A 21,748-nucleotide genomic window follows, 5' to 3' on the forward strand; every position below is an offset into this window, starting at 1 on the left:
GAGTTGCCATGACCAAGCGTTGCAGCGCCCTGCTCACTGCCTTGTTTGCCAGCCTGATGCTCAGCCAGGCGCCAGCCCAGGCCAATGGCCTGGACGATATCGTCGCCCGTGGCACCCTCAAGGTCGCGGTGCCCCAGGATTTCCCGCCGTTCGGCTCGGTCGGCCCCGACATGAAGCCGCGCGGCCTGGATATCGACACCGCCAAACTGTTGGCCGAGCAACTCAAGGTCAAGCTGGAGCTGACCCCGGTCAACAGCACTAATCGCATCCCGTTCCTCACCACTGGCAAAGTGGACCTGGTGATTTCCAGCCTGGGCAAGAACCCGGAGCGCGAGAAGGTCATCGACTTCTCCAAAGCCTACGCGCCGTTCTATCTCGCGGTATTTGGCCCACCTGACGCGGCCATCGCGAGCCTCGACGACCTCAAGGGCAAGACCATCAGCGTAACCCGCGGCGCCATCGAAGATATCGAGTTGACCGCCGTCGCGCCCAAGGAAGCCACGATCAAGCGCTTTGAGGACAACAACTCGACCATCGCCGCCTACCTCGCCGGCCAGGTAGACCTGATCGCCAGTGGCAACGTGGTGATGGTGGCGATCAGCGCGCGCAACCCCAAGCGGGTGCCGGCGTTGAAAGTCAAACTCAAGGATTCGCCGGTGTATGTCGGCGTGAACAAAAACGAGCCGGCGCTGCTGGAGAAGGTCAACCAGATCCTGGTCGCCGCCAAGGCTGACGGCAGCCTGGAAAAAAACGCGATGCAGTGGCTCAAAGAACCGTTGCCGGCAGACCTGTGAGGCGGAGCTGATCCATGGCCTATCAATTCGACTTTGTGCCGGTGCTGGCCAATACCGACCTGTTGTTGCGCGGTGCGCTGTTCACCCTGGAGCTGACCGCTATCGGCGCCATCCTTGGGGTGGCGCTGGGGATTGTCGGCGCCGTGGTGCGGGCATGGAAAATCCAGCCGTTCTGCTGGCTCTTCGGGGTGTATGTCGAGTTGATCCGCAATACGCCATTCCTGGTGCAGTTGTTCTTCATCTTCTTCGGTTTGCCGTCCCTGGGCCTGCAGATTTCCGAATGGCAGGCAGCGGTGCTGGCGATGGTGATCAACCTGGGGGCTTATTCCACGGAGATCATTCGCGCCGGGATCCAGGCGATTCCCCGTGGGCAACTGGAGGCCGCAGCGGCGCTGGCAATGACGCGCCTTGAAGCGTTCCGCCATGTGGTGTTGCTGCCGGCGCTGGGCAAGGTGTGGCCGGCGCTGAGCAGCCAGATCATCATCGTGATGCTCGGTTCGGCGGTGTGCTCACAGATCGCCACGCAAGAGTTGAGCTTTGCCGCCAACTTTATCCAGTCCCGCAATTTCCGTGCGTTTGAAACCTATGCGCTGACCACCCTGGTGTACCTGTGCATGGCGTTGATGATCCGCCAGTTGCTCAACTGGATCGGCCGCCGCTATGTGATGAGGAACAGCCGATGAGTGATTTTTCGTTCTGGGACATCGTGCGCAACCTGCTGACCGGCCTGCAGTGGACGCTGCTGTTGTCGCTGGTGGCGTTTATCGGCGGCGGGCTGATCGGCTTGCTGGTGATGGCCCTGCGCATCAGCAAAAAGGCACTGCCGCGCAATATTGCCCGCACCTATATCGAACTGTTCCAGGGCACGCCGCTGCTGATGCAGTTGTTCCTGGTGTTCTTCGGCATTGCCTTGCTGGGGATCGATATCTCACCGTGGCTGGCCGCCGCGATTGCCTTGACCCTGTTTACCAGCGCCTACCTGGCCGAGATCTGGCGCGGCTGTGTCGACGCTATCGCCCATGGCCAGTGGGAAGCTTCCGCCAGCTTGGCCCTCAACCCTTATGAGCAACTGCGCTACGTGATTTTGCCCCAGGCCCTGCGAATTGCCGTGGCGCCGACAGTGGGTTTCTCGGTGCAGGTGGTCAAGGGCACGGCGGTGACGTCGATCATCGGCTTCACCGAATTGACCAAGACCGGCAGCATGCTCGCCAACGCCACCTTCGAGCCCTTCATGGTCTACAGCCTGGTGGCACTCGGTTACTTCCTGCTCTGCTACCCCTTGTCCCTCAGTGCCCGCTACCTGGAAAGGAGACTGCATGCCTCTGCTTAGAATATCCGCGCTGCACAAGTATTACGGCGATCACCATGTGCTCAAGGGCATCGATTTGACGGTCGAGGAAGGCCAGGTGGTGGCGATCATCGGCCGCAGTGGCTCGGGAAAATCCACCTTGCTGCGCACCCTCAATGGCCTGGAGTCGATCAACGACGGGGTGATTGAAGTCGACGGCGAATACCTCGACGCGGCCCGCGCCGACCTGCGCAGCCTGCGGCAGAAGGTCGGCATGGTGTTCCAGCAATTCAACCTGTTCCCCCATTTGACCGTGGGCGAAAACGTCATGCTCGCGCCCCAGGTCGTGCAAAAAGTCACCAAGGCCAAGGCCGCGGACCTGGCGCGACAGATGCTGGAGCGCGTCGGGCTGGGGGAAAAATTCGATGCCTTCCCGGATCGTCTGTCCGGCGGCCAGCAACAGCGGGTGGCCATCGCACGGGCACTGGCGATGTCGCCCAAAGTGTTGCTGTGCGATGAGATCACCTCGGCGCTGGACCCGGAATTGGTCAATGAAGTGCTCACAGTGGTGCGCCAACTGGCTAAGGATGGCATGACCTTGATCATGGTCACCCACGAGATGCGTTTTGCCCGGGAAGTCGGCGATAAATTGGTGTTCATGCACCAGGGCAAGGTACATGAGGTTGGCGACCCGAAGGTTCTGTTTGCCCAACCGCGCACCGCTGAGCTAGCCAACTTTATTGGTTCTGTGGAGCAGCCGGGCTGATGCCAGCCCCGTGCGGCACCCACTCGACCTGGACCTGCCCTTCCAATGTGGTTTCACGGCGCACAGAGAACGCATCGACCGGCAGATACGGGTCGACCTCCAACTGCGCCGATAATCGCCGGCCTGTCACCGGTACGCCTGCGGCCCGGGCGATCAGCACCTGCCCGGGCACAAGCTGATCGCCGGTCGAGCCGTCGACGGCCAGGTCCACGGGGCGGCCATCCAGCTGGGAGTGCCGGATACTCAAGGTAACGACGCCCTCGTCACCAAACCGAAACCCCCGCCCTCCCGCAGGCAACCCGCCAAACCGGATCGCCATGGGCACGGGATCGATGCACACCACGTTCAGCACCACCGTACGCTTGCCCAATGACGGTGAACTGGCGGGGCCATCGAGCCACTGCGCGTGGCGCAATATGCCAAAGTCGACGCGAGGCTGGCTTAAAACCAACTGGCAATTGGCGACACTGGCTTCACTGGCCAATATTGCGATAACGAACAACAGGCGCTGATAAAACCTGCTCACCGATTTACAACCCTTGGCAGGTGGCCGAGGCGGTTTCATAAAGTTTGTCATTGGAGGGCTCTGGCTCAAGGTTCAGTTGCAACAGGCAGGGTTTGGTCGAATCCGGCAATTGGACACTCAGGGTTTGCTGGGGCTGGCTGTCATTCAGGAAGATCAGGCCTTCGCCCACCACGCTGGTCACAAAGGCCTTGTCGGTGCCAAACACAGCAGCTCCCTGGGGTAACGTGCGCCCATGCTGATCACGGGCAGTCAATAGAACACGGCGGGCACTGACCACCTGGAATTCCACGGTATTGAACGAGCCGCGTGCAGCCGCCAGGGTTTGGGTGCCGTTCTTGAGGTCGACGCGCTTGGGCAGCGACTGGGTCTGCACTTGGAGGTGGCTGTTGCTGTACGCCGGTAGCCCAGGAATGACCGCTTGGCCGCGATAGTCGGTCCAGACCGGGCCCTGGGGCGTCTCGACCTTGGCGCCCGAGATATTCCCCACCGACAGCAGGCCGAACGTGTCCTGTACCGGGTAGGGCGAAAAAGTCAGCCCTTGCCCATGGGCCACCACGGCGCCCTGCAATTGCCCGGTGTAGCTGGTTCCCGAGGCGTCGCGGTTCACTCCCGCACCTATGCGGGTGTAGCGCGGCATGACATCGACCCGCCCGTGCACCGATTGCTGGCGGTCCGTCAGATCGCGCTCGGCTCCAACCTCATAGTCCACATACTCATTGACCCGTTCCGACAAGGATGTGCCGATATCGGAGCGGCCATTGCGCCGACTGGCGTAGGAGGTCAGGCGACGGCTCTCGCCAAAGGGCAGGCTGACCTGCAGGCGCAGGGACATCCCTTGCGAGGGAAGCTCCTCATTGGCGGCATAACGGCGTTTTCGGCGGCGCGACGGGCCGGTTTGCGAGTCGGCGATCAACGCGACATCAACCTCACTGAAACGCCTGTTCCACGACGCGAATACGTGTTCGGCACCCTGCCCGTCAAACTGGGTGCTGCGCGAATAGCTGAGAGATAGCGCGCCAAACAGCGGCTCGGCCCAACTCAGCCCGGCGGTGTACTGGCGCTGGAAACGCGCATCCAGAAAGTCCTTGTTCGAGACGGCGCCTGCCTCCAGGACATCCCGATAACCTCGGCTCTGGGTGGTAGCACTCAGGTTCACTTCAACCCCGGCGCCCAACGGGCTGCCCAGCGACACGGCATTGCGCGTGCCGCCCACGCCACGGACCTGGTCACGCGACATGTTGTGCCTTGCCGTCAGCGAAACCCGCTGGAAAAACACCCGGCTCAACGTACCACCGGCCGCATGATATTCATCTGTCCCCAGCACGCCGAACCCCAGGGCCGTGCCTGCGCCCAGGCCCCAGGTACCGCTGCCCATCGCCACCACCGGTTGCTCCCGGCCACTGACGAGCGTTTCGCGCACCTTGCCCAGGGCAAAGTCGAAGCCAGGCGCCACAGGCACCTGGGCTCCGAACGACGCCGCCGGCACCACGAAACTGCGCTTGCCACCCCGGGTCCCGATGACACTCACGTCCAGGTCACTGGTGCCATTGAGCAGCGGCAGACCGGTCAGGCTGAAGGGGCCTTCAGGCACCAGGGTCGAATAAATCAGTACCCCGGACTGGCGCACCTCAACCCTCGCCTGGCTATGGGCCAGGCCTTCGACCACTACACCGTTGGCGCTCCCAAGGCGCGCCACACCATCGGGAAAGAATTGGAAGCCCGAAAGCTGGAGCCCACCAAACACCGGGCTGCGGCTGGAAATCTGGCCTGCCTGGAAGGTCGATTGCAGGGCCGCGAAATCGCGCTGGGCGTAGGCATACACATGCTCGCTGCTGCCCCTGCCATTATCGGAAATGTAGAACTGCCGACTGCGCACAACCCAGTTGCCCAGGTTGAACCCCGCCTCGGTATAGGCCGAGACAAACCGGCTGGAGCCATCACGTGCATGGCTGTCGAACCCCAGCACATCGTAGTTGAGCATGGCGGCCGTACCGCCCTGGCTGAAGCTGCCCGCCTCCCACTGCGCCTCGCGCAACGATTGCGTGGGCACCACCAGGGATACTTCGTCACTGCCGGGGCGCAGCCGCACTATCGTTGCCGGATACTCACCAATAAAGTCATGGCATGCCTGATCGGCCGTGACACCGGCCTGCAAGATCACCGATGGCACCCGCAAACCGGCCTTGTCCAGCAGCCCTCGGGTAAAGCACAGTTGGCCCTGGTAGTCGAAACGAGCGTCGACCAACCCCAATGCGGCGCCATTGACCCGCAGCCCGACCACCTGGACACCCTCGCGAAAACGCGCGGCACTGCGAAAGTATTCCGAGACTTTTGGATCAATGCCATGGGTGGTCAGGGCCGCCAGGTCAAACCCCGTCCCCAGCTCGATGGCCACCACCTCCCCATGCCCCCCGAAAAGGCTGGCCAGGCCCATGAACAGCCCCGAACAACGGGCACCACCCGTCATCTTGCCCACCGCCCGGTCAATTCCCATGATCGGCCACATTGGCTTGGTAAGTGTCGACGCTGAACCCGTAGACAGTCGCCGGCTGCAGGACCACCGAGCTGACGGCGGAAAGGGCGCCCTGGGTCGCGACCGCCAGGGTCTCACCCGGCAGGATGTAGCTGCGCGGCAGGGTCGCCAGCTGTTTGCCCGGCAGCAGTTGCAACTCCAGCGCCAACCGCACCACATACGCACTGTCGTTGTACACGACCAGGCCACTGCCCTGGCGCTTCCACTTCAGCAGTTCCCAGGGTGCCTGGTGCCTGGCCAGCCCCTTGGGATGCAGGATCAGCGGCAGGTTCTGGCGCAGCGTGATGCCAATGGTCGCCCCGCCGGGGCTGCGGGCCTGGGGGATGCCTTCAAAGGACACGCGTTTCAAGCGCTGGGTCTTGAGCGGCGCAGCGGCGGTGCTGATAAAACGCACCAACTGGGTTTCACCTGCTTCGACCCGGCTAATCGGCGGCGTGACAACCAGCAGCGGCTCTTGATCTTCCGGGATGTTTTCAATCACCGAGTGAAGTAACGCGGGACCCGGATCGGTGTTCTTGAGATTGATCGTCGCTTCACCGTCTTCTTCATAGAGCACAACCACCGTTGTCTCGGGCTGCATGCCATCGGCGAAGGCCATGCCACTTGCGCAAAACAGTAAAGCTGAACAACTCAACAGCGTCACACTTGCTTTCAAAAAACAACTCACAGTGTTTTCTCCGCAACGACCCAAACAAATAACAAACAAGTGCCCACGCAAAAGCAGCCGACAAGTTCCGGAAGTACCAAGAAAACTTCCGTTGCAATATCGGCTGTTTTTATAAGTGCTTAGATGTAACTAAGTACTAAAGTAGCCCGCCCATCCAGCGTGACATCCCGGGTGAGGTCCAGGTCCTGCGCCTTGTTGATGACCGCCTTGACCGCAATCACACCGGTCAGTTGGGCAACGGCTGCCGGAGTAATGGTCGCGCCATTGCGCCACGAATACTGGCTGGGGGATTGCGCGACTTTGCCATCACTGACCTGCCAGGCGCCGGTGCCCGACCGCATGATCGGGTTCAACACCACCCCTGACGACCTCAGGTCGCGCAGGGTGACCGAGTAACCGCCGGTACGCCGGTTCGATACGGCCCCCAAGCCGAAGTTCTGCGCCTCGGTATAGCCGGCACCGAGGATCCCGGTGACCTTGCTGCTAGCCTGTAGGTCGGTCAGGGCCAGGGCGAACTTGGCCGGGGTGCTGCCGCAGTTGACGGACACCGAGGTGGTTCGCTCCTCGCGAGGGTTGAAGGCGGTCTGGGACAACTCGCCGGAGCGGATGGTCCCGTAGTCGATGATCCCACCACCACCCAGGCTCAGGTTGCAGGAGGTGGGAGTGATCGTCCCCCGCACCACCAGTTGCGCTACGTTTGTTGCCTGGGCAGCGATACTGGCTGCCAGGCAGATAATGCCCATCGTCAAACCCAATGCTTTTTTCATGATCAACCTGTCGTTAGAAAGTGTCAGGCGTTATTTATTTAATCCAGGCAGTTTACCGCCCACTTTTAGTTCCTTGATGAAACACAAAGCCATAAATAAATAACACCACGGCATCATTGCCGAAGGACAGTTTCACCCTGACCACCACCTAATAAATATAAGACAACACCTTAAACCCTGTGAGACCTGTTAAATACAACCGTCCCTTTTAACAACTACAGAAGTAGTCCAGAGCAAACTAAAGATCAGCATAATTAACGCCGCCATGTAGGAAACCGCATAAGCACTTCAACTTTTGAAAAACTTTATAACCCCCTACATACCACTAGGGAGATGTCATAGGCCGCCCGGGAATTTGCCCTACATTTCCTACAAAACTTGATCGAGAGCAGGGGTAAGACAAATCACCGAGCACTACGCGTTGGCGCCAGCGTTTGATCGTGGCACGATGGCAAGGTTATCGACCGAGATCCCCTACCCATGCCGCAATCCCAAGCCAAGAATCTGTCCCTGATCGCCGCCATCGACCTGGGCTCCAACAGCTTTCACATGGTCGTGGCCAAGGCCCAGAACGGTGAGATCCGCATCCTTGAGCGGCTCGGCGAAAAGGTACAATTGGCGGCCGGGATCGACGATGAGCGCAAGCTCAACGAAGAATCCATGCAGCGCGGGCTCGATTGCCTCAAGCGCTTTGCCCAACTGATCAACGGCATGCCCCAGGGCGCCGTGCGTATCGTCGGCACCAACGCCTTGCGCGAAGCGCGTAACCGTGGCGAATTCATCCGCCGCGCCGAGGAGATCCTCGGGCACCCGGTGGAAGTCATCTCCGGCCGTGAAGAAGCGCGCCTGATCTACCTCGGCGTTTCCCACACGTTGGCCGATACCCCCGGCAAGCGCCTGGTGGCCGACATTGGCGGCGGCAGCACCGAGTTCATCATCGGCCAACGCTTCGAGCCGCTGCTGCGCGAAAGCCTGCAAATGGGTTGCGTCAGCTACACCCAGCGCTATTTCAAGGACGGCAAGATCACCCCGGCCCGCTACGCCCAGGCGTACACGGCGGCGCGGCTGGAGATCATGAGCATCGAGCACGCCCTGCACCGCCTGACCTGGGATGAAGCCATCGGCTCATCCGGCACCATCCGCGCCATCGGCCTGGCCCTGAAGGCCGGCGGCCATGGCACTGGCGAAGTGAATGCCGAAGGCCTGGCCTGGCTCAAGCGCAAGCTGTTCAAGCTCGGCGATGCCGAGAAGATCGACTTCGATGGCATCAAGCCCGACCGCCGCGCCATCTTCCCTGCCGGCCTGGCGATCCTGGAAGCCATCTTCGACGCCCTCGAGTTGCAGCGTATGGACCATTGCGATGGTGCCCTGCGTGAAGGTGTGCTCTACGACCTGTTGGGCCGCCATCATCACGAAGACGTGCGTGAGCGCACCCTGGGCTCGCTGATGGAGCGTTACCACGTTGACCTGGAACAGGCGGCACGGGTCGAGCGCAAGGCGCTGCATGCCTTTGACCAGGTCGCCGAGGATTGGGACCTGGAAGACGGGGTCTGGCGTGAACTGCTGGGCTGGGCGGCCAAGGTCCATGAGGTGGGCCTGGACATCGCCCACTACCATTACCACAAGCACGGCGCGTACCTGATCGAGCACTCCGACCTGGCGGGGTTTTCCCGGGAGGACCAGCAGATGCTGGCGCTGCTGGTGCGCGGCCATCGCCGCAATATCCCCAAGGACAAGTTCGCCGAGTTCGGCGCCGAGGGCATCAAGCTGATTCGCCTATGCGCCCTACTGCGCTTTGCGATCCTGTTCCATCACATTCGAGGCACCCAACAGATGCCGCAAGTCACCCTGCGCGCCAATGGCGACAGCCTGGATGTGGTGTTCCCCAAAAACTGGCTGGACGAGAACCAACTGACCCAGGCGGATTTCGCCCAGGAAGCCGAGTGGCTGACGCGGGTGGGGTTCAGCTTGAACGTGCACTGACACCTAGACCCTCTCGGACGACAGCGGTACGCCAGGCCGGAACGCCGGCTCGCGGATGGCCTGCGAGGCCTGTTCATAACCGTGTGCAACCGAGAGCAGCGTGGCTTCACTGTTGCCCGTGCCGCAAAAGTGCAGCGCGGTCGGCATACCCTCCTCATCCATGCCCGAGGGCACCGAGATGCCGGGGTAACCGGCTGCGGCGGCAAAGTAGTAACTGTCGGAGCGGAAGTTCGACACGATGGCATCGAGCCTGTGCTCGCTCAACGGCTTATCGAGGGTGTCCTTGAAAGTCGGCAGGACGGCCGCCCACAGTTGCTCGCGCTGCTCATGCGTCACGTCCAGGCTGTTGATGTGCTCCAGCAACGCCTGGTCCGGCTCCCCGGTTTTCCTGTCACGCTCGTTGAACGCAATCAGCTCAGCCAGCGACTTCACGGGCAACCCTTCCCGGCCGGCCAAGTAGCCTTCCAGGCGTTGCTTGATCCCAGCAAACAGCGCGTCGCTGTATTGATCGTACGTCTCATTCGATACATTCGCGTCCAGCCTGCCTATGGGCACCATGACTGCACCCTTGGACGCGAGCAATGCGAGCGCGTCCTCGTAGTGCTTTCTGTCTGCGCGCAGGGCCGGATTCTGGGCGGCCTGCGGCGACAGCTCAGGCAGCGGGGTGTAGCCGATACGCTTACCCTGCAAGGCATTGGCCGTCAGGCCGGCGGTGTAGCCGGTGGTTTCGGTCATGGCATTGAGCGCTTCGCCAGCATCCCGCACGCTGCGGGTAAACGTGCCCACCGAGTCCAGCCTGGAACTGGTGATGACGCCCTCGGTGCTCACCAGCCCGACCGAGGTTTTCAAACCAACCACGCCGTTGTAGGCCGCCGGGGCAATGATCGAGCCGTTGGTCTCGATGCCCAGTGCCAACGGTACCAGGCCCTGGGCGACCGCCACCGCCGAACCCGAACTGGACCCTGCCACCTGCCCTCCCAGCCGATGGGGATTGAGGGTCTGCCCGCCACGGGAGCTCCAGCCATCGACCGCCACGCTGGAGCGGAAGTTGGACAGCTCGCTCATATTGGTCTTGCCCACGATCACGGCGCCAGCCTTGAGCAGGTTGTCCACAACCTTGGCGTTTTTGGTCGCCGGTGAACCAACCAGCGCACGGGAACCCGCACTGGTGTGCATTTTACCGCTGGTTTCAAAGACATCTTTCAGGGCAATCGGCACGCCGTGCAAAAAACCGCGCACGGTACCGCCGGCACGCTCCTGATCGCGCGCCCGCGCCTGTTCACGTGCATCGGGGTTGACCTGCAGGAACGCATTGCCACCCTGCAAACCCTGGTCGATGTTGGCGATACCTTGCAATGAATCGCGCACCAGCGACTCTGAAGTGACTGCCGCCCGAGCCATGTCGGACGACATGGCCTGCGCACTGCGGTAGCCCTTCGGCGGTGCGGCCAGCACCTCAAAAAAACCCGAGGCTTCAAGCCCGATTCCTACGCCCGATCCGATCATCGAAAACTCCTCAACTGCGCTATACAGGCTATCGCCTGATAGCCCGAGGTCAGTCTAGGAGCGGGAGCCTGGGCTCCCCAACCTGGGAAATCTGACGGTGCTGTCCGATTTCTCAGTGGGGGGTGTAGGCCTGGCCGATATCAGCGGACCGTCAGCACCGGGCTGCCCAAGCGCTCCAGCAAGGTTGCCTGGGCACTGCGCGGGTTCTGGTTGCCGGTCGGCGTGTTGCGCACATAGCGCCCGTCCGACTGTAGGCTCCAGCTGTGGGTGTTGTCGGTCAGATAACTCTCAAGCTCTTTCTTGACCCGCATGATCAGCTTCTTGCCTTCCACCGGGAAGCAAGTCTCCACCCGCTTGTCGAGGTTGCGCTCCATCCAGTCGGCGCTGGAGAGGAACATCTGCTCCTCGCCGCCGTTGAGGAAGTAGAACACCCGCGTGTGCTCCAGGAAGCGCCCAATGATCGAACGCACGTGGATATTGTGGGACACGCCCGCGATGCCCGGACGCAGGCAGCACATGCCCCGCACCACCAGGTCGATCCGCACGCCGGACTGGCTGGCCTTGTACAGCGCGCGAATGATCTTCGGATCGGTCAGCGAGTTGAACTTGGCGATGATATGCGCCGGCTTGCCGTCGAGGGCGAACTGGGTCTCGCGGGCAATCATGTCGAGCATGCCCTTTTTCAGGGTGAACGGCGCATGCAGCAGCTTTTTCATGCGCAGCGTCTTGCCCATTCCGATCAACTGGCTGAACAGTTTGCCGACGTCTTCGCACAGCGCGTCGTCGGACGTCAGCAGGCTGTAGTCGGTGTAGAGCTTGGCGTTGCCCGCGTGATAGTTGCCGGTACCAAGGTGCGCGTAACGCACGATTTCACCGGCCTCGCGGCGCAGGATCAGCATCATCTTGGCATGGGTCTTGAAGCCGACCACTCCATAGATCACCACCGCGCCGGCCGCTTGCAGGCGGCTGGCCAGTTGCAGGTTGGATTCTTCGTCGAACCGCGCACGCAGTTCGATCACCGCCGTGACTTCCTTGCCGTTACGCGCGGCGTCGACCAGTGCATCGACGATTTCCGAGTTGGCGCCGCTGCGGTACAGGGTCTGGCGCACGGCCAGGACATGAGGATCCTTGGCGGCCTGGCGCAACAGGTCGACCACCGGGGTGAACGACTCGAAGGGGTGCAGCAGCAAGATGTCCTGCTTGCTGACCACACTGAAGATGTTTTCGCTGTTTTGCAGCAGCTTCGGAATCTGCGGGGTGAACGGCGTGTATTGCAGTTCCGGGTGGCTGTCCAGGCCGGTGATGCTGAACAGGCGCGTCAGGTTCACCGGGCCATTGACCTGGTACAGCTCGGTCTCGGCCAGGTTGAACTGCTTGAGCAGGTAGTCCGACAGGTGCTTGGGGCAGGTGTCCGCCACTTCCAGGCGGACCGCGTCGCCGTAGCGCCGCGAGAACAGCTCGCCGCGCAGGGCGCGGGCCAGGTCTTCGACGTCTTCGGTATCGACCGCCAGGTCAGCGTTACGGGTCAGGCGGAACTGGTAGCAACCCTTGACCTTCATGCCCTGGAACAGGTCATCGGCGTGGGCGTGGATCATCGACGAAAGGAATACATAGTTATCGCCAGCCCCCCCGACCTCTTCCGGTACCTTGATGATCCTTGGCAACAGGCGCGGTGCAGGAATGATCGCCAGGCCCGAATCACGGCCAAAGGCATCGATCCCTTCGAGCTCGACAATAAAGTTCAGGCTCTTGTTCACCAGCAGCGGGAACGGGTGCGTCGGGTCCAGGCCAATCGGGGTGATGATCGGCGCGATCTCGTCACGGAAATAGCGACGAACCCAGGTCTTGAGCTTGACGGTCCAGTTGCGGCGGCGGATGAAGCGCACCTGGTGCTTTTCCAGCTCCGGCAAGAGGATGTCGTTGAGGATGGCGTATTGGCGATCCACATGGCCGTGCACCAGCTCGCTGATACGGGCCAGGGCCTGGTGCGGCTGCAGGCCATCGGCGCCGGCTTGCTCGCGGGCAAAGGTGATCTGCTTCTTGAGGCCGGCGACACGGATCTCGAAGAACTCGTCCAGGTTGCTGGAAAAGATCAGCAGGAACTTCAAACGCTCGAGCAGCGGGTAGGACTCATCCAGCGCCTGTTCCAGCACGCGGATATTGAATTGCAGTTGCGACAGCTCGCGATGGATGTACAGGCTGCTGTCGTCCAGGTTCGGAATCACGATAGGCGGTGCCGCCACCACCGGCTCCGCGGTCACGGCAGGCTGCTCGGGCGCAAGCTCCGGCGGGGTTTCGGCCACCTGTTCAACCACCGGGTGCGCATCTTTTACGGCAACTTCTGTGAGTCCTTCGGTATTCATCGAGTGTTCCTGTGAGGGCTATTGTTGCTCTCTAAGCAATTGGGCGGCACGGGCGGCAAAGTAAGTCAGGATGCCATCAGCACCCGCACGTTTAAAGGCGGTAAGGGACTCAAGGATCACGCCTTCACCCAACCAGCCATTTTGAATCGCGGCCATGTGCATGGCGTATTCACCACTGACCTGATAGACAAAGGTTGGCACCTTGAATTCCTCCTTGACCCGATAAAGGATGTCCAGGTACGGCATGCCAGGCTTGACCATCACCATATCGGCGCCTTCGGCCAGGTCCGCCGCCACTTCGTGCAAGGCTTCGTGGCTGTTGGCCGGGTCCATCTGGTACGAGGCCTTGTTGGCCTTGCCCAGGTTCAATGCCGAGCCGACCGCATCGCGGAACGGGCCGTAGTAGGCGCTGGCGTACTTGGCCGAATAGGCCATGATCCGCACGTTGACATGCCCGGCCAGCTCCAGCGCCTCGCGGATCGCCTGGATCCGACCGTCCATCATGTCCGAGGGGGCCACCACCTGGGCGCCCGCTTGGGCATGGGACAGCGCCTGCTTGACCAGTGCGTCGACGGTGATGTCGTTCTGTACATAACCCTCTTCATCCAAGATGCCATCCTGCCCGTGGGTGGTGAACGGGTCCAGCGCCACGTCGGTGATCACCCCAAGCTCGGGGAAACGCTCGCGCAGGGCGCGGGTTGCGCGCTGGGCAATGCCTTCAGGGTTCCAGGCCTCGGCGGCGTCCAGGGACTTGAGCCCGGCCGGCGTGACCGGGAACAGCGCCAGCGCCGGGATCCCCAGTTCAACCCACTGCGCCGCCTCTTCGAGCAGCAGATCAATGGTCAAGCGCTCGACACCCGGCATCGACGCCACCGCTTCCCGGCGATTTTCGCCGTCCAGCACAAACACCGGCAGGATCAGATCATCCACCGTCAGTACGTTTTCACGGACCAGGCGGCGAGAAAAATCATCACGACGGTTGCGGCGCAGGCGGGTAGCGGGAAACAGGCGTTGGGCGGGGGTAAAGCTCACGGCAGACTCCTGAGCCCGGCTTGACGGGCGAGCGTGACAGTTATAAGCGGCCATTATGACGAAGGAATGACAGTTGTGCTTACTCATCCAACTGGCATGCGACCTGTAGCCGCATTCATGCTTTACGTAGGAAATGTTCACTTCGTGACACATCTCGATACTTTCATGAATGTTCACGAAGGCGTAGGCTGCGCGTTCATTTCGCCAGCACCCAGACAATGCTCCAACAATTTCTGAATGACTTTGGCTACTTTGCCCTCTTCCTGGGGACGTTCTTTGAAGGTGAGACCATCCTGGTTCTCGCAGGCTTCCTTGCGTTCCGCGGATACATGGATATCAACGTGGTGGTGGTGGTCGCGTTCTTCGGCAGCTACGCCGGCGACCAGCTCTGGTACTTCATGGGCCGCAAGCACGGGCGCAAATTGTTGGCGCGCAAGCCACGCTGGCAACTGCTGGGCGATCGGGCGCTGGAGCATATCCGCCGGCACCCGGATATCTGGGTACTGAGTTTCCGCTTCGTCTACGGCTTGCGTACGGTCATGCCCGTGGCCATTGGCCTGTCCGGCTACCCGCCGGGGCGCTACCTGTTGCTCAACGGCATCGGCGCGGCGATCTGGGCGGCAGCGCTGGGTGCTGCGGCCTATCACTTCGGCGCCGTGCTCGAGGGCATGCTGGGCAGCGTCAAGAAGTACGAGCTGTGGGTACTCGGCGCCTTGCTGGTGCTCGGCCTGGGCTTGTGGCTGCGCCGGCGCATCCGCAACGCCCGCCTGACCCGGGAAAACTGCGCGGCCGAAAAAGCCCGGCTGGAGCAGGAGCAACTGGCCGAGCCGAAAAAGCCCGAGCCTACGACGCCAATCGAGTAAGCCGGCCCCGGCAACAGTAAAGGCCGATGACACTGAGCAGGCTGTAGCTGGCCAACCCCAGCCAGCCCAGCACGCTGGCGGGCCACAACCCGACCAGCGGCGCCAGCCACACCAACGGCACGTTCAGCCCCAACCGCAGCAGCTCGGCCTTCAAGGCCCACGGGCGATTCTCCAGGGCCACGCCCAGGGTAAACAAGCCCAGTGCCATCACACTCCAGCCCAACACAAGCGCAGCGGTCGGCATGCCTTCGCCGACATTCATCAAATAGCTGCCAAAACCCACATACGCGGCAAATTGCAGGGCGATGTAAATCTGCTGGCGCGTGTCCAGGGGCACCTCGAATTTCCGGAACTGGCTCAGGTCCGGCTTGGCCAGCGGGTACCTGGCCTGGACGTCCGCCGGGCGCCAGCCGGTGCGCATGAACCAGATACGCAGTTTGTCCCACCCATTTTCGGTACGCCGGGCGTCACTCCACAGCTGTGCATAAAACTGCAGGTTGGCCCACAGCGGATTCCAGCTGGCCAGAGGCGTGGTCACGCCAAAGACCACCGGCTCGTTTTCGTCTTCTTCCTGGAACGAGCCAAACAAACGGTCCCAAATAATGAACACCCCGCCGTAGTTGCGATCCATGTAGAGAGCGTTCTGTGCATGGTGGGCCCGATGATTGGACGGTGTGACGAAGAACCATTCGAACCAGCCGAGCTTGGGCACATGGCGGGTATGCACCCAGAACTGGTACAGCAGGTTGAGCGACGCCACGCTGATAAACACCAGCAGCGGCACGCCGACGACAGCCAGCGGCAGATAGAAGACCCAGCTCAGCAAAAAGCCGGTGCTGGTCTGGCGCAAGGCGGTGGTGAGGTTGTAGTCCTCGCTTTGGTGATGCACCGAGTGCGCCGCCCACAGGATATTGCGCTCGTGGCCGCAGCGATGCAGCCAGTAGTAGCAGAAGTCGTAGAAGACAAAGGCGAACACCCAGGTCCAGACGCTCTGGGCCGGCATCTCGAACAGCGCCAAATGCTTGAGGGCGAAGGCATAGGTCAGCAGCCCGACGCCTTTGGTCAACAGCCCAGTGGTGGTGGACAATACACCGGTGCTCAGGCTGTTGATGGCGTCGGCCACCCGGTAGTTGCGCTCGCCGCGCCAACGGTCAGCCAACAGTTCGACCACAATCAGGGCAATGAAAAACGGTACCGCGTAAGGGACGAAGTCCATGGGCCAGTCCGGTCAATTATTGTTACACCAAGATTAGTGCAGTGGCCGGTTGTCCCATTGGCAATGCGCGACAAATAAGTAGACATTTAACGCCATAAATCAGGAGAAATGCCCATGAGCAAAAAGATTGCAGTGATCCTTTCCGGCTGTGGCGTGTACGACGGCGCTGAAATCCATGAAAGTGTTATCACGCTGCTGCGCCTGGATCAGCGCGGCGCCGATGTCCAGTGCTTTGCCCCGGACATCGCGCAGTTGCATGTGATCAACCACCTCACCGGCGAAGAAATGCCTGAGTCGCGCAATGTCCTGGTGGAGTCGGCGCGCATCGCCCGGGGCGAGGTGAAGGACATTCGCGAGGCCCGCGTGGAAGAATTCGATGCGCTGATCGTGCCCGGCGGTTTTGGCGCGGCGAAGAACCTGTCGAACTTTGCCGTCGAAGGCGCCGGTTGCAGCGTCAACCCGGACGTACTGGCACTGGCCGAAGCCTTTGCCGAAGCGGGCAAGCCGGTGGGGTTGATCTGCATTTCGCCGGCCCTGGCGGCAAAAATCTACGGCCCAGGCGTGACCTGCACCATCGGCAACGACGCCGACACCGCCGCCGCCCTGGACAAGATGGGTGCGACCCACCAGGAATGCGCGGTAGACGAAATCGTCGAAGACAAGGCGCGCAAGCTGGTGAGCACGCCGGCCTATATGCTGGGCAAGAACATCAGCGAAGTGGCATCGGGGATCAACAAGCTGGTGGACCGGGTATTGGAACTGACCCACGAGAACGACTGAACGAGCGAAGCCGATCAAACAGGTGGGAGCTGGCCAGCTCCCACAATTTGACCGCAAGTACCTTCAGGAAGCCGCCACCCGGCGCTTCTCGGCCAAGCGGCTGCGGCTGTACAGCACCACAATCGCAATGATCGCCACGGCCTGGGCACTCAACGAGTACGCATCGGCATGGATGCCCAGCCAGTCGAAGTCAAAGAACGCCACCGGCCGGGTACCGAAAATGCCGGCTTCCTGCAATGCCTTGACGCCATGCCCGGCGAACACCACCGACAGCGCACACAGCAACGCCGCGTTGATGCCGAAGAACAGCGCCAACGGCAACTTCGCCGAACCGCGCAGGATGATCCACGCCAGGCCCATCAGCAGCACCAGCGCCGTGGCACCACCGGCCAATACCGCGTTATGCCCGGCAGGACCGGCCTGCAGCCACAGGGTTTCGTAGAACAGGATCACCTCGAACAGTTCGCGGTACACCGAGAAGAACGCCAGGATCGCAAACCCAAAACGCCCGCCACCGCCGACCAGGCTGCTCTTGATGTAGTCCTGCCAGGCGGCCGCGTGGCGCCGATCGTGCATCCATACCCCCAGCCACAACACCATCACACTGGCAAACAGCGCCGTGCAGCCTTCGAGCAATTCACGCTGGGCGCCGCTGACGTCAATCACATACGCCGCCAGGGCCCAGGTCGCCGCGCCAGCGACCAACGCCAGCGCCCAACCGACGTTGACGCTGCGCACCGCCGACTGCTGGCCGGTGTTACGCAAAAAGGCCAGGATCGCCGCCAGCACCAGGATCGCTTCCAGCCCTTCACGCAGCAGGATCAGCAAGCCCGAGATATAGCTCAACGACCAGCTCAGGCCGTCGCCGCCCAACAGGCCGGCCGCTTCAGTGAGTTTGCCCTTGGCCACATCCAGGCGCTGCTGGACCTGCTCGATTGGCAATCCGTCCTGCAACGACTGCCGATACGCCATCAGGGCTTTCTCGGTGTCCTTGCGCACGTTGGCATCGACGTTATCCAGTGAGCTTTCCACCAGCTCGAAGCCTTCCAGATACGCCGCTACCGACAGGTCGTAGGCCTGCTCGTGCTCACCACTGCGGAACGCCGCAAGGCTCTTGTCCAGGGTCGCCGCGGTGTACTCCAGCAACTGCGCCGGACCACGCTGGACCTGCGGCGGCTGCGCGCGCTGGGCGCGGAACACCCGGACGGCGTCCGGCCCTTCGGCGGCCAGCACCTCTTCCGGGGTCTGGCGCGCCAGGTCGGCCAGGTTGAAGGATTTTTCGCTTTTTGCAGCGGCCGGGTCGGCGGTGAAGCCGGCGATGTAGGTCGCCAGGTCCCAGCGCTGACGGTCATCCAGCTGGTCGGCGAACGACGGCATGTCGGTGCCTTCGACGCCCAGGCCCAGGGTGTTGTAGATGCCATACAGGCTCAGGCGGTCCAGGCGCTGCGCATCGCGCAGGTTGGCCGGCGGCGGGGTCATGCCGACACCGGCCGGGCCATCGCCCGCCCCGGCGTCACCGTGGCACACCGAACAATGCTGGGCGTACAGCGGCGCGCCACGTGTCGGGTCCGGGGTAATGGCCGGCGCCTGGCTGACTTCATAGGCTACCGCCAACTGCGCCCCCAGTTGCCGGGCCTGGCGTGCTACCGCGTTACCGTCCTGATGGCTGGTAACGGCGGCCAGCAGCTCATCGACGCCTTTGACCAGCGCCTCACGCTCGGGCTTGTCCGGCAGTTCTGCCACCAGCCCCTGCAACACGCCGAGAAACTCCACCTGTTCACGGTATTCAGACTCATCGACCACCTTGCCCGCCTGCACCGTCGGCGGATAGTCGGCGCCAATGTAGTCCAGCAAATGCAGGGCCTGGGGCGCACCTTCTGCGGTGGCAGCCAGCAGATTGAAGCTGCACGACACCAACGCTGGCAACAACAGCCAGGCGAGAAAACGGGAGGGGGCAGTCATGAATGAATCTCAGATGGAAACAAGAAGTAACATATTGTCGAATGTTAATGGGTTTGACTCAAGGCGTTAGTGATTGGCGGCTGAAATCTGTGCCCTGGGTAGTGGCACAAACCTTAAACAATGCCGCTGAAAAGCCATTGTTTTGCCAGTAACGAGGCCTATAATGCGCCGCCTTCGTTATCGCGAATCGGCATTTAGGCTCCTCTTTTTATGAGGAATAGGTAGGAAAAAGCTTCCTGCGATTGGTTTTTCGACCCGACCAGCCCCTTCGGCCGATTACGCTCAGGGAAGCAGCACCTCAATGGCATCTCGCGCTTTTACCTCCCTTGCCCTCGCGGCAGTCACGCTGCTGTCGGGCTGTTCGATGTTCCGCAGTTACGACACTGAACTGCAAGCCACCAATCAGCAGTTGGCCAGCGGCAACGTGGATGCCGCGCTGACCCTGCTGGAAAAGAACAACAGCAGCGAAGACAAAGACCTTCTCTACTACTTCGAAAAAGGCGAGTTGCTGCGCGCCAAGGGCGACCTGGCCGGCAGCCAGGCGGCCTGGCACCGCGCAGACGTGGTGGTGTACAAGTGGGAGGAGTCGGTCAAGTTCGACACCGAGCGCTATCTGGCGCAGTTCGGCAGTTTCCTGGTCAATGACAAGGTGCGGCGCTACGAAGGGTATGACTATGAAAAGGTCATGCTCACCACCCAAATGGCGCTGAACCTGCTGGCCGTCAACGACTTCGACGGCGCCCGCACCGAAATCAAGAAAACCCACGAACGCGAAGCGGTGATCGCCGAGCTGCGGGACAGGGAATACCTCAAGCGCGAAAACGAAGCCGAGCGCCAGGGCGTAGCCACCCAATTCAAGGACTTGCGTGGCTACCCGGTGGAAAGCCTCGACGCGCCGGACGTGGTGGGCCTGAAGAACAGCTACCAGAGCGCGTTCAGCCATTACCTGGCCGGTTTCGTCTACGAAGCCCTGGGTGAAAAAGACCTGGCCGCGCCGGGCTATCGCAAGGCCGCCGAACTGCGCCCCAACACACCGCTGCTGGAACAGGCCCTGCTCGATCTGGACGCCTCTGCCGTGGCGGCTGACGAAAGCGACGTGCTGATCGTGGTCCAGAGCGGCCTGGCGCCGGCCCGCGACTCGATCCGCCTGCCGTTGCCGATTCCTATCGACGGGCATTGGGTGATCACACCGCTGTCGTTCCCGGTGATCAAGCCAGACACTTCGACGGCCACCTTTGCGCAAATCGGCGTCGATGGCCGGCAGCAGAACCTCACGGCCCTCAACAGCACGACCGCGATGTCACGCCGCGCCCTGCGCGACGACATGCCGGGGATCATCCTGCGCACGACCGTGCGTGCCATCAGCCGTGGCGTGACGCAAAAAAACCTCAACCAGACCAACCCAATGGCCGGCCTGGTGCTGGGCATCGCCTCCGCCGTCACCGAGGGCGCCGACACCCGCACCTGGCGCACCCTGCCGGACGTCACCCAGGTCACGCGCCTGCGCCTCAAGCGTGGCGAGCACCAGGTGAGCCTGCCCAATGCCCTGGGCGGCAGCCTGGTGACGGTCAAGGCCGAACAACGCCACCAGGTGATCACCTTGCGGGTGGTCGGCAACCAGGTCTTCGCCAGCAGCCTGGCGGCCCATGTGGTCGCGAGCAACCCGGCCCAGGCCGTCGCCAGCCTCAAACAACCTTAAGGAGCACGCTATGCGTCATTTCATCCTCGGCGCCCTGGCGCTGATCTTCCTCGCCGGCTGCGCCACCCCGCCGCCGGCACCTGGCAGCGCCGCGAGCAAAGTCGTGGTGATGGGCAAGTTCAAGGGCATCGCCGTCGGCGCCATTCGGGTGGCCCGCGAAAACGGCTTCCTGACAGCCAAAGTGCAACTGAGCAACATCACCAGCAGCAATCAGATGATGTACTACCGCTTCGCCTGGCTGGGCGCCGATGGCTTCCCGGTGGGCGACGAAGAAACCTGGAAAGTGCTGAACCTCTACGCCAACCAGGCCACCTTCCTGCCGGCCATCGCCAACCTGCCCCAGGCCGCCGACTTCCGCCTTGAAGTCAAGACGCCTTGAGCCTGGCCCCTATTCAGTTTTCGAGAGACCTTCCCATGTTTGCACGCTTTTCGTTCCTCGCCGTGATCGCCGTCCTGGCCAGCGGCTGCGCCAACACCTCGCCGGTCATCGGCGGCAAAAACATCAGCTATGGCGACACCAAGGCCGTGGAACTGGTGACCAACGAGTTCGGCTCCACCGACCTGCAGATGATCGCTGAAAGCATGACCCGCTCCCTGGCGCAGTCCGGCATCCTCCAGGGCCGCCCGGTGGTGCAGGTGTATGACGTGAAGAACAAGACCAGCGAGTACATCGATACCCGCGAGATCACCACCTCGATCAAGACCCAGTTGATGAAGACCGGCACCGCCCGCTTCGCCAGCGACAACACCGATATGCAAAGCCAGGTCGACCAGCTCAAGCTGCAAAACCAGAGCGGCCTGTACAAGAAGTCCACGGTCAGCAAGACCGGCAACATGGTCGCCGCCAAGTACCGCCTGGAAGGTTCCATCAGCTCCATCGTCAAGCGCAGCGCCGACTACAAGGACGTGTTCTACAAGTTCAGCCTGCAACTGGTCGACGTCGAAAGCGGCCTGGCGGAATGGATGGACGAAAAAGAAATCCGCAAGACCACGGAGCGCTAAG

Annotated in this window: 19 protein-coding genes; 10 read left to right on the plus strand and 9 right to left on the minus strand. The window is 61.8% G+C overall.

Annotated elements, in window-relative coordinates; all coding sequences use genetic code 11:
• Positions 1 to 8 precede the first annotated feature (8 nt).
• Genes HBO05_RS19060 through HBO05_RS19075 form a run of 4 tightly spaced genes read left to right on the plus strand, consistent with a single transcriptional unit; the run spans position 9 to position 2,848 of the window.
• Positions 9 to 794: a transporter substrate-binding domain-containing protein gene (locus HBO05_RS19060; RefSeq protein ID WP_169955024.1), complete on the plus strand. Its 786-nt coding sequence runs from the start codon at positions 9 to 11 to the stop codon at positions 792 to 794.
• A 14-nt stretch (positions 795 to 808) separates the two neighbouring features.
• The gene (locus tag HBO05_RS19065) at positions 809 to 1,477 is read left to right on the plus strand and encodes an amino acid ABC transporter permease (protein ID WP_170042101.1); all 669 of its coding nucleotides are present in this window, start codon (positions 809 to 811) and stop codon (positions 1,475 to 1,477) included.
• Positions 1,474 to 2,124, plus strand: coding sequence for an amino acid ABC transporter permease (locus HBO05_RS19070; RefSeq protein WP_172313721.1), 651 nt, complete (start codon positions 1,474 to 1,476; stop codon positions 2,122 to 2,124). The genes HBO05_RS19065 and HBO05_RS19070 overlap by 4 nt, the downstream gene beginning before the upstream one ends.
• Positions 2,111 to 2,848: an amino acid ABC transporter ATP-binding protein gene (locus HBO05_RS19075; RefSeq protein WP_169955027.1), complete on the plus strand. Its 738-nt coding sequence runs from the start codon at positions 2,111 to 2,113 to the stop codon at positions 2,846 to 2,848. Before HBO05_RS19070 ends, HBO05_RS19075 begins: the two co-directional genes overlap by 14 nt.
• Here HBO05_RS19075 and HBO05_RS19080 read toward each other — a convergent pair.
• The 4 genes from HBO05_RS19080 to HBO05_RS19095 all read right to left on the minus strand — a co-directional run bounded on the left by HBO05_RS19080 (position 2,820) and on the right by HBO05_RS19095 (position 7,341).
• Entirely contained in the window at positions 2,820 to 3,374 is a 555-nt protein-coding gene (locus tag HBO05_RS19080; RefSeq protein ID WP_178123952.1) for a hypothetical protein, read from the minus strand. The two genes, HBO05_RS19075 and HBO05_RS19080, sit on opposite strands and share 29 nt — an antisense overlap.
• Before the next feature lie 4 nt (positions 3,375 to 3,378).
• Complete coding sequence (locus HBO05_RS19085; protein WP_172313895.1) at positions 3,379 to 5,808, minus strand: fimbria/pilus outer membrane usher protein; 2,430 nt, start codon at positions 5,806 to 5,808, stop codon at positions 3,379 to 3,381.
• 49 nt (positions 5,809 to 5,857) lie between these two features.
• Positions 5,858 to 6,550, minus strand: coding sequence for a fimbria/pilus chaperone family protein (locus HBO05_RS19090; protein ID WP_172313723.1), 693 nt, complete (start codon positions 6,548 to 6,550; stop codon positions 5,858 to 5,860).
• Positions 6,551 to 6,693: 143 nt separating this feature from the next.
• Positions 6,694 to 7,341 carry a DUF1120 domain-containing protein gene (locus HBO05_RS19095; RefSeq protein ID WP_170042098.1) on the minus strand — a complete coding sequence of 216 codons (648 nt, stop codon included), beginning with the start codon at positions 7,339 to 7,341 and terminating at the stop codon, positions 6,694 to 6,696.
• Positions 7,342 to 7,821: 480 nt separating this feature from the next.
• On the opposite strand from HBO05_RS19095, the gene ppx reads away from it, so the two are divergent.
• On the plus strand, positions 7,822 to 9,324 hold the full coding sequence (gene ppx / locus HBO05_RS19100; protein ID WP_170042097.1) for an exopolyphosphatase: 1,503 nt from the start codon (positions 7,822 to 7,824) through the stop codon (positions 9,322 to 9,324).
• Between the two features lie 3 nt (positions 9,325 to 9,327).
• Here the strand turns inward: ppx and HBO05_RS19105 are convergent, their stop codons facing one another.
• The 3 genes from HBO05_RS19105 to hemB all read right to left on the minus strand — a co-directional run bounded on the left by HBO05_RS19105 (position 9,328) and on the right by hemB (position 14,225).
• Complete coding sequence (locus HBO05_RS19105) at positions 9,328 to 10,830, minus strand: amidase family protein (protein WP_262381045.1); 1,503 nt, start codon at positions 10,828 to 10,830, stop codon at positions 9,328 to 9,330.
• Between the two features lie 140 nt (positions 10,831 to 10,970).
• Complete coding sequence (ppk1, locus tag HBO05_RS19110; protein ID WP_169955031.1) at positions 10,971 to 13,193, minus strand: polyphosphate kinase 1; 2,223 nt, start codon at positions 13,191 to 13,193, stop codon at positions 10,971 to 10,973.
• Between the two features lie 18 nt (positions 13,194 to 13,211).
• Positions 13,212 to 14,225 (minus strand): porphobilinogen synthase, encoded by a 1,014-nt coding sequence (gene hemB, locus HBO05_RS19115; RefSeq protein ID WP_169955032.1) that lies wholly within the window; start codon positions 14,223 to 14,225, stop codon positions 13,212 to 13,214.
• 218 nt (positions 14,226 to 14,443) lie between these two features.
• On the opposite strand from hemB, the gene HBO05_RS19120 reads away from it, so the two are divergent.
• Positions 14,444 to 15,088, plus strand: coding sequence for a DedA family protein (locus tag HBO05_RS19120; RefSeq protein WP_169955033.1), 645 nt, complete (start codon positions 14,444 to 14,446; stop codon positions 15,086 to 15,088).
• Here HBO05_RS19120 and HBO05_RS19125 read toward each other — a convergent pair.
• Positions 15,069 to 16,304 (minus strand): sterol desaturase family protein, encoded by a 1,236-nt coding sequence (locus HBO05_RS19125; protein WP_172313725.1) that lies wholly within the window; start codon positions 16,302 to 16,304, stop codon positions 15,069 to 15,071. The two genes, HBO05_RS19120 and HBO05_RS19125, sit on opposite strands and share 20 nt — an antisense overlap.
• Before the next feature lie 114 nt (positions 16,305 to 16,418).
• Here HBO05_RS19125 and elbB point away from each other — a divergent pair, with 114 nt between their 5' ends.
• Positions 16,419 to 17,084 (plus strand): isoprenoid biosynthesis glyoxalase ElbB, encoded by a 666-nt coding sequence (gene elbB, locus HBO05_RS19130; RefSeq protein WP_170042095.1) that lies wholly within the window; start codon positions 16,419 to 16,421, stop codon positions 17,082 to 17,084.
• A 63-nt stretch (positions 17,085 to 17,147) separates the two neighbouring features.
• On the opposite strand, the gene HBO05_RS19135 is transcribed toward elbB, so the two are convergent.
• Positions 17,148 to 19,046 carry an FTR1 family protein gene (locus HBO05_RS19135; RefSeq protein ID WP_169955036.1) on the minus strand — a complete coding sequence of 633 codons (1,899 nt, stop codon included), beginning with the start codon at positions 19,044 to 19,046 and terminating at the stop codon, positions 17,148 to 17,150.
• A gap of 301 nt (positions 19,047 to 19,347) precedes the next feature.
• Between HBO05_RS19135 and HBO05_RS19140 the strand changes: the two genes are divergently transcribed.
• The 3 genes from HBO05_RS19140 to lpoB are packed head-to-tail and all read left to right on the plus strand — an operon-like array spanning position 19,348 to position 21,747.
• Complete coding sequence (locus HBO05_RS19140) at positions 19,348 to 20,745, plus strand: hypothetical protein (protein ID WP_170057552.1); 1,398 nt, start codon at positions 19,348 to 19,350, stop codon at positions 20,743 to 20,745.
• 10 nt (positions 20,746 to 20,755) lie between these two features.
• On the plus strand, positions 20,756 to 21,124 hold the full coding sequence (locus tag HBO05_RS19145; RefSeq protein WP_169955038.1) for a YcfL family protein: 369 nt from the start codon (positions 20,756 to 20,758) through the stop codon (positions 21,122 to 21,124).
• A 35-nt stretch (positions 21,125 to 21,159) separates the two neighbouring features.
• Positions 21,160 to 21,747: a penicillin-binding protein activator LpoB gene (gene lpoB, locus HBO05_RS19150; RefSeq protein ID WP_169955039.1), complete on the plus strand. Its 588-nt coding sequence runs from the start codon at positions 21,160 to 21,162 to the stop codon at positions 21,745 to 21,747.
• Position 21,748 lies beyond the last annotated feature (1 nt).

Source organism: Pseudomonas sp. WS 5079 (assembly GCF_012985465.1).
Lineage (GTDB): Bacteria > Pseudomonadota > Gammaproteobacteria > Pseudomonadales > Pseudomonadaceae > Aquipseudomonas.

Excerpts from the sequence above, each read along its gene's own strand:
- HBO05_RS19060 (WP_169955024.1), top strand. The coding sequence starts at position 9 with ATGACCAAGCGTTGCAGCGCCCTGCTCACTGCCTTGTTTGCCAGCCTG.
- HBO05_RS19065 (WP_170042101.1), top strand. The coding sequence starts at position 809 with ATGGCCTATCAATTCGACTTTGTGCCGGTGCTGGCCAATACCGACCTG.
- HBO05_RS19070 (WP_172313721.1), top strand. The coding sequence starts at position 1,474 with ATGAGTGATTTTTCGTTCTGGGACATCGTGCGCAACCTGCTGACCGGC.
- HBO05_RS19075 (WP_169955027.1), top strand. The coding sequence starts at position 2,111 with ATGCCTCTGCTTAGAATATCCGCGCTGCACAAGTATTACGGCGATCAC.
- HBO05_RS19085 (WP_172313895.1), bottom strand. The coding sequence starts at position 5,808 with ATGGGCCTGGCCAGCCTTTTCGGGGGGCATGGGGAGGTGGTGGCCATC.
- HBO05_RS19095 (WP_170042098.1), bottom strand. The coding sequence starts at position 7,341 with ATGAAAAAAGCATTGGGTTTGACGATGGGCATTATCTGCCTGGCAGCC.
- ppx (WP_170042097.1), top strand. The coding sequence starts at position 7,822 with ATGCCGCAATCCCAAGCCAAGAATCTGTCCCTGATCGCCGCCATCGAC.
- HBO05_RS19105 (WP_262381045.1), bottom strand. The coding sequence starts at position 10,830 with ATGATCGGATCGGGCGTAGGAATCGGGCTTGAAGCCTCGGGTTTTTTT.
- ppk1 (WP_169955031.1), bottom strand. The coding sequence starts at position 13,193 with ATGAATACCGAAGGACTCACAGAAGTTGCCGTAAAAGATGCGCACCCG.
- HBO05_RS19120 (WP_169955033.1), top strand. The coding sequence starts at position 14,444 with ATGCTCCAACAATTTCTGAATGACTTTGGCTACTTTGCCCTCTTCCTG.
- HBO05_RS19125 (WP_172313725.1), bottom strand. The coding sequence starts at position 16,304 with ATGGACTTCGTCCCTTACGCGGTACCGTTTTTCATTGCCCTGATTGTG.
- elbB (WP_170042095.1), top strand. The coding sequence starts at position 16,419 with ATGAGCAAAAAGATTGCAGTGATCCTTTCCGGCTGTGGCGTGTACGAC.
- HBO05_RS19135 (WP_169955036.1), bottom strand. The coding sequence starts at position 19,046 with ATGACTGCCCCCTCCCGTTTTCTCGCCTGGCTGTTGTTGCCAGCGTTG.
- HBO05_RS19140 (WP_170057552.1), top strand. The coding sequence starts at position 19,348 with ATGGCATCTCGCGCTTTTACCTCCCTTGCCCTCGCGGCAGTCACGCTG.
- HBO05_RS19145 (WP_169955038.1), top strand. The coding sequence starts at position 20,756 with ATGCGTCATTTCATCCTCGGCGCCCTGGCGCTGATCTTCCTCGCCGGC.
- lpoB (WP_169955039.1), top strand. The coding sequence starts at position 21,160 with ATGTTTGCACGCTTTTCGTTCCTCGCCGTGATCGCCGTCCTGGCCAGC.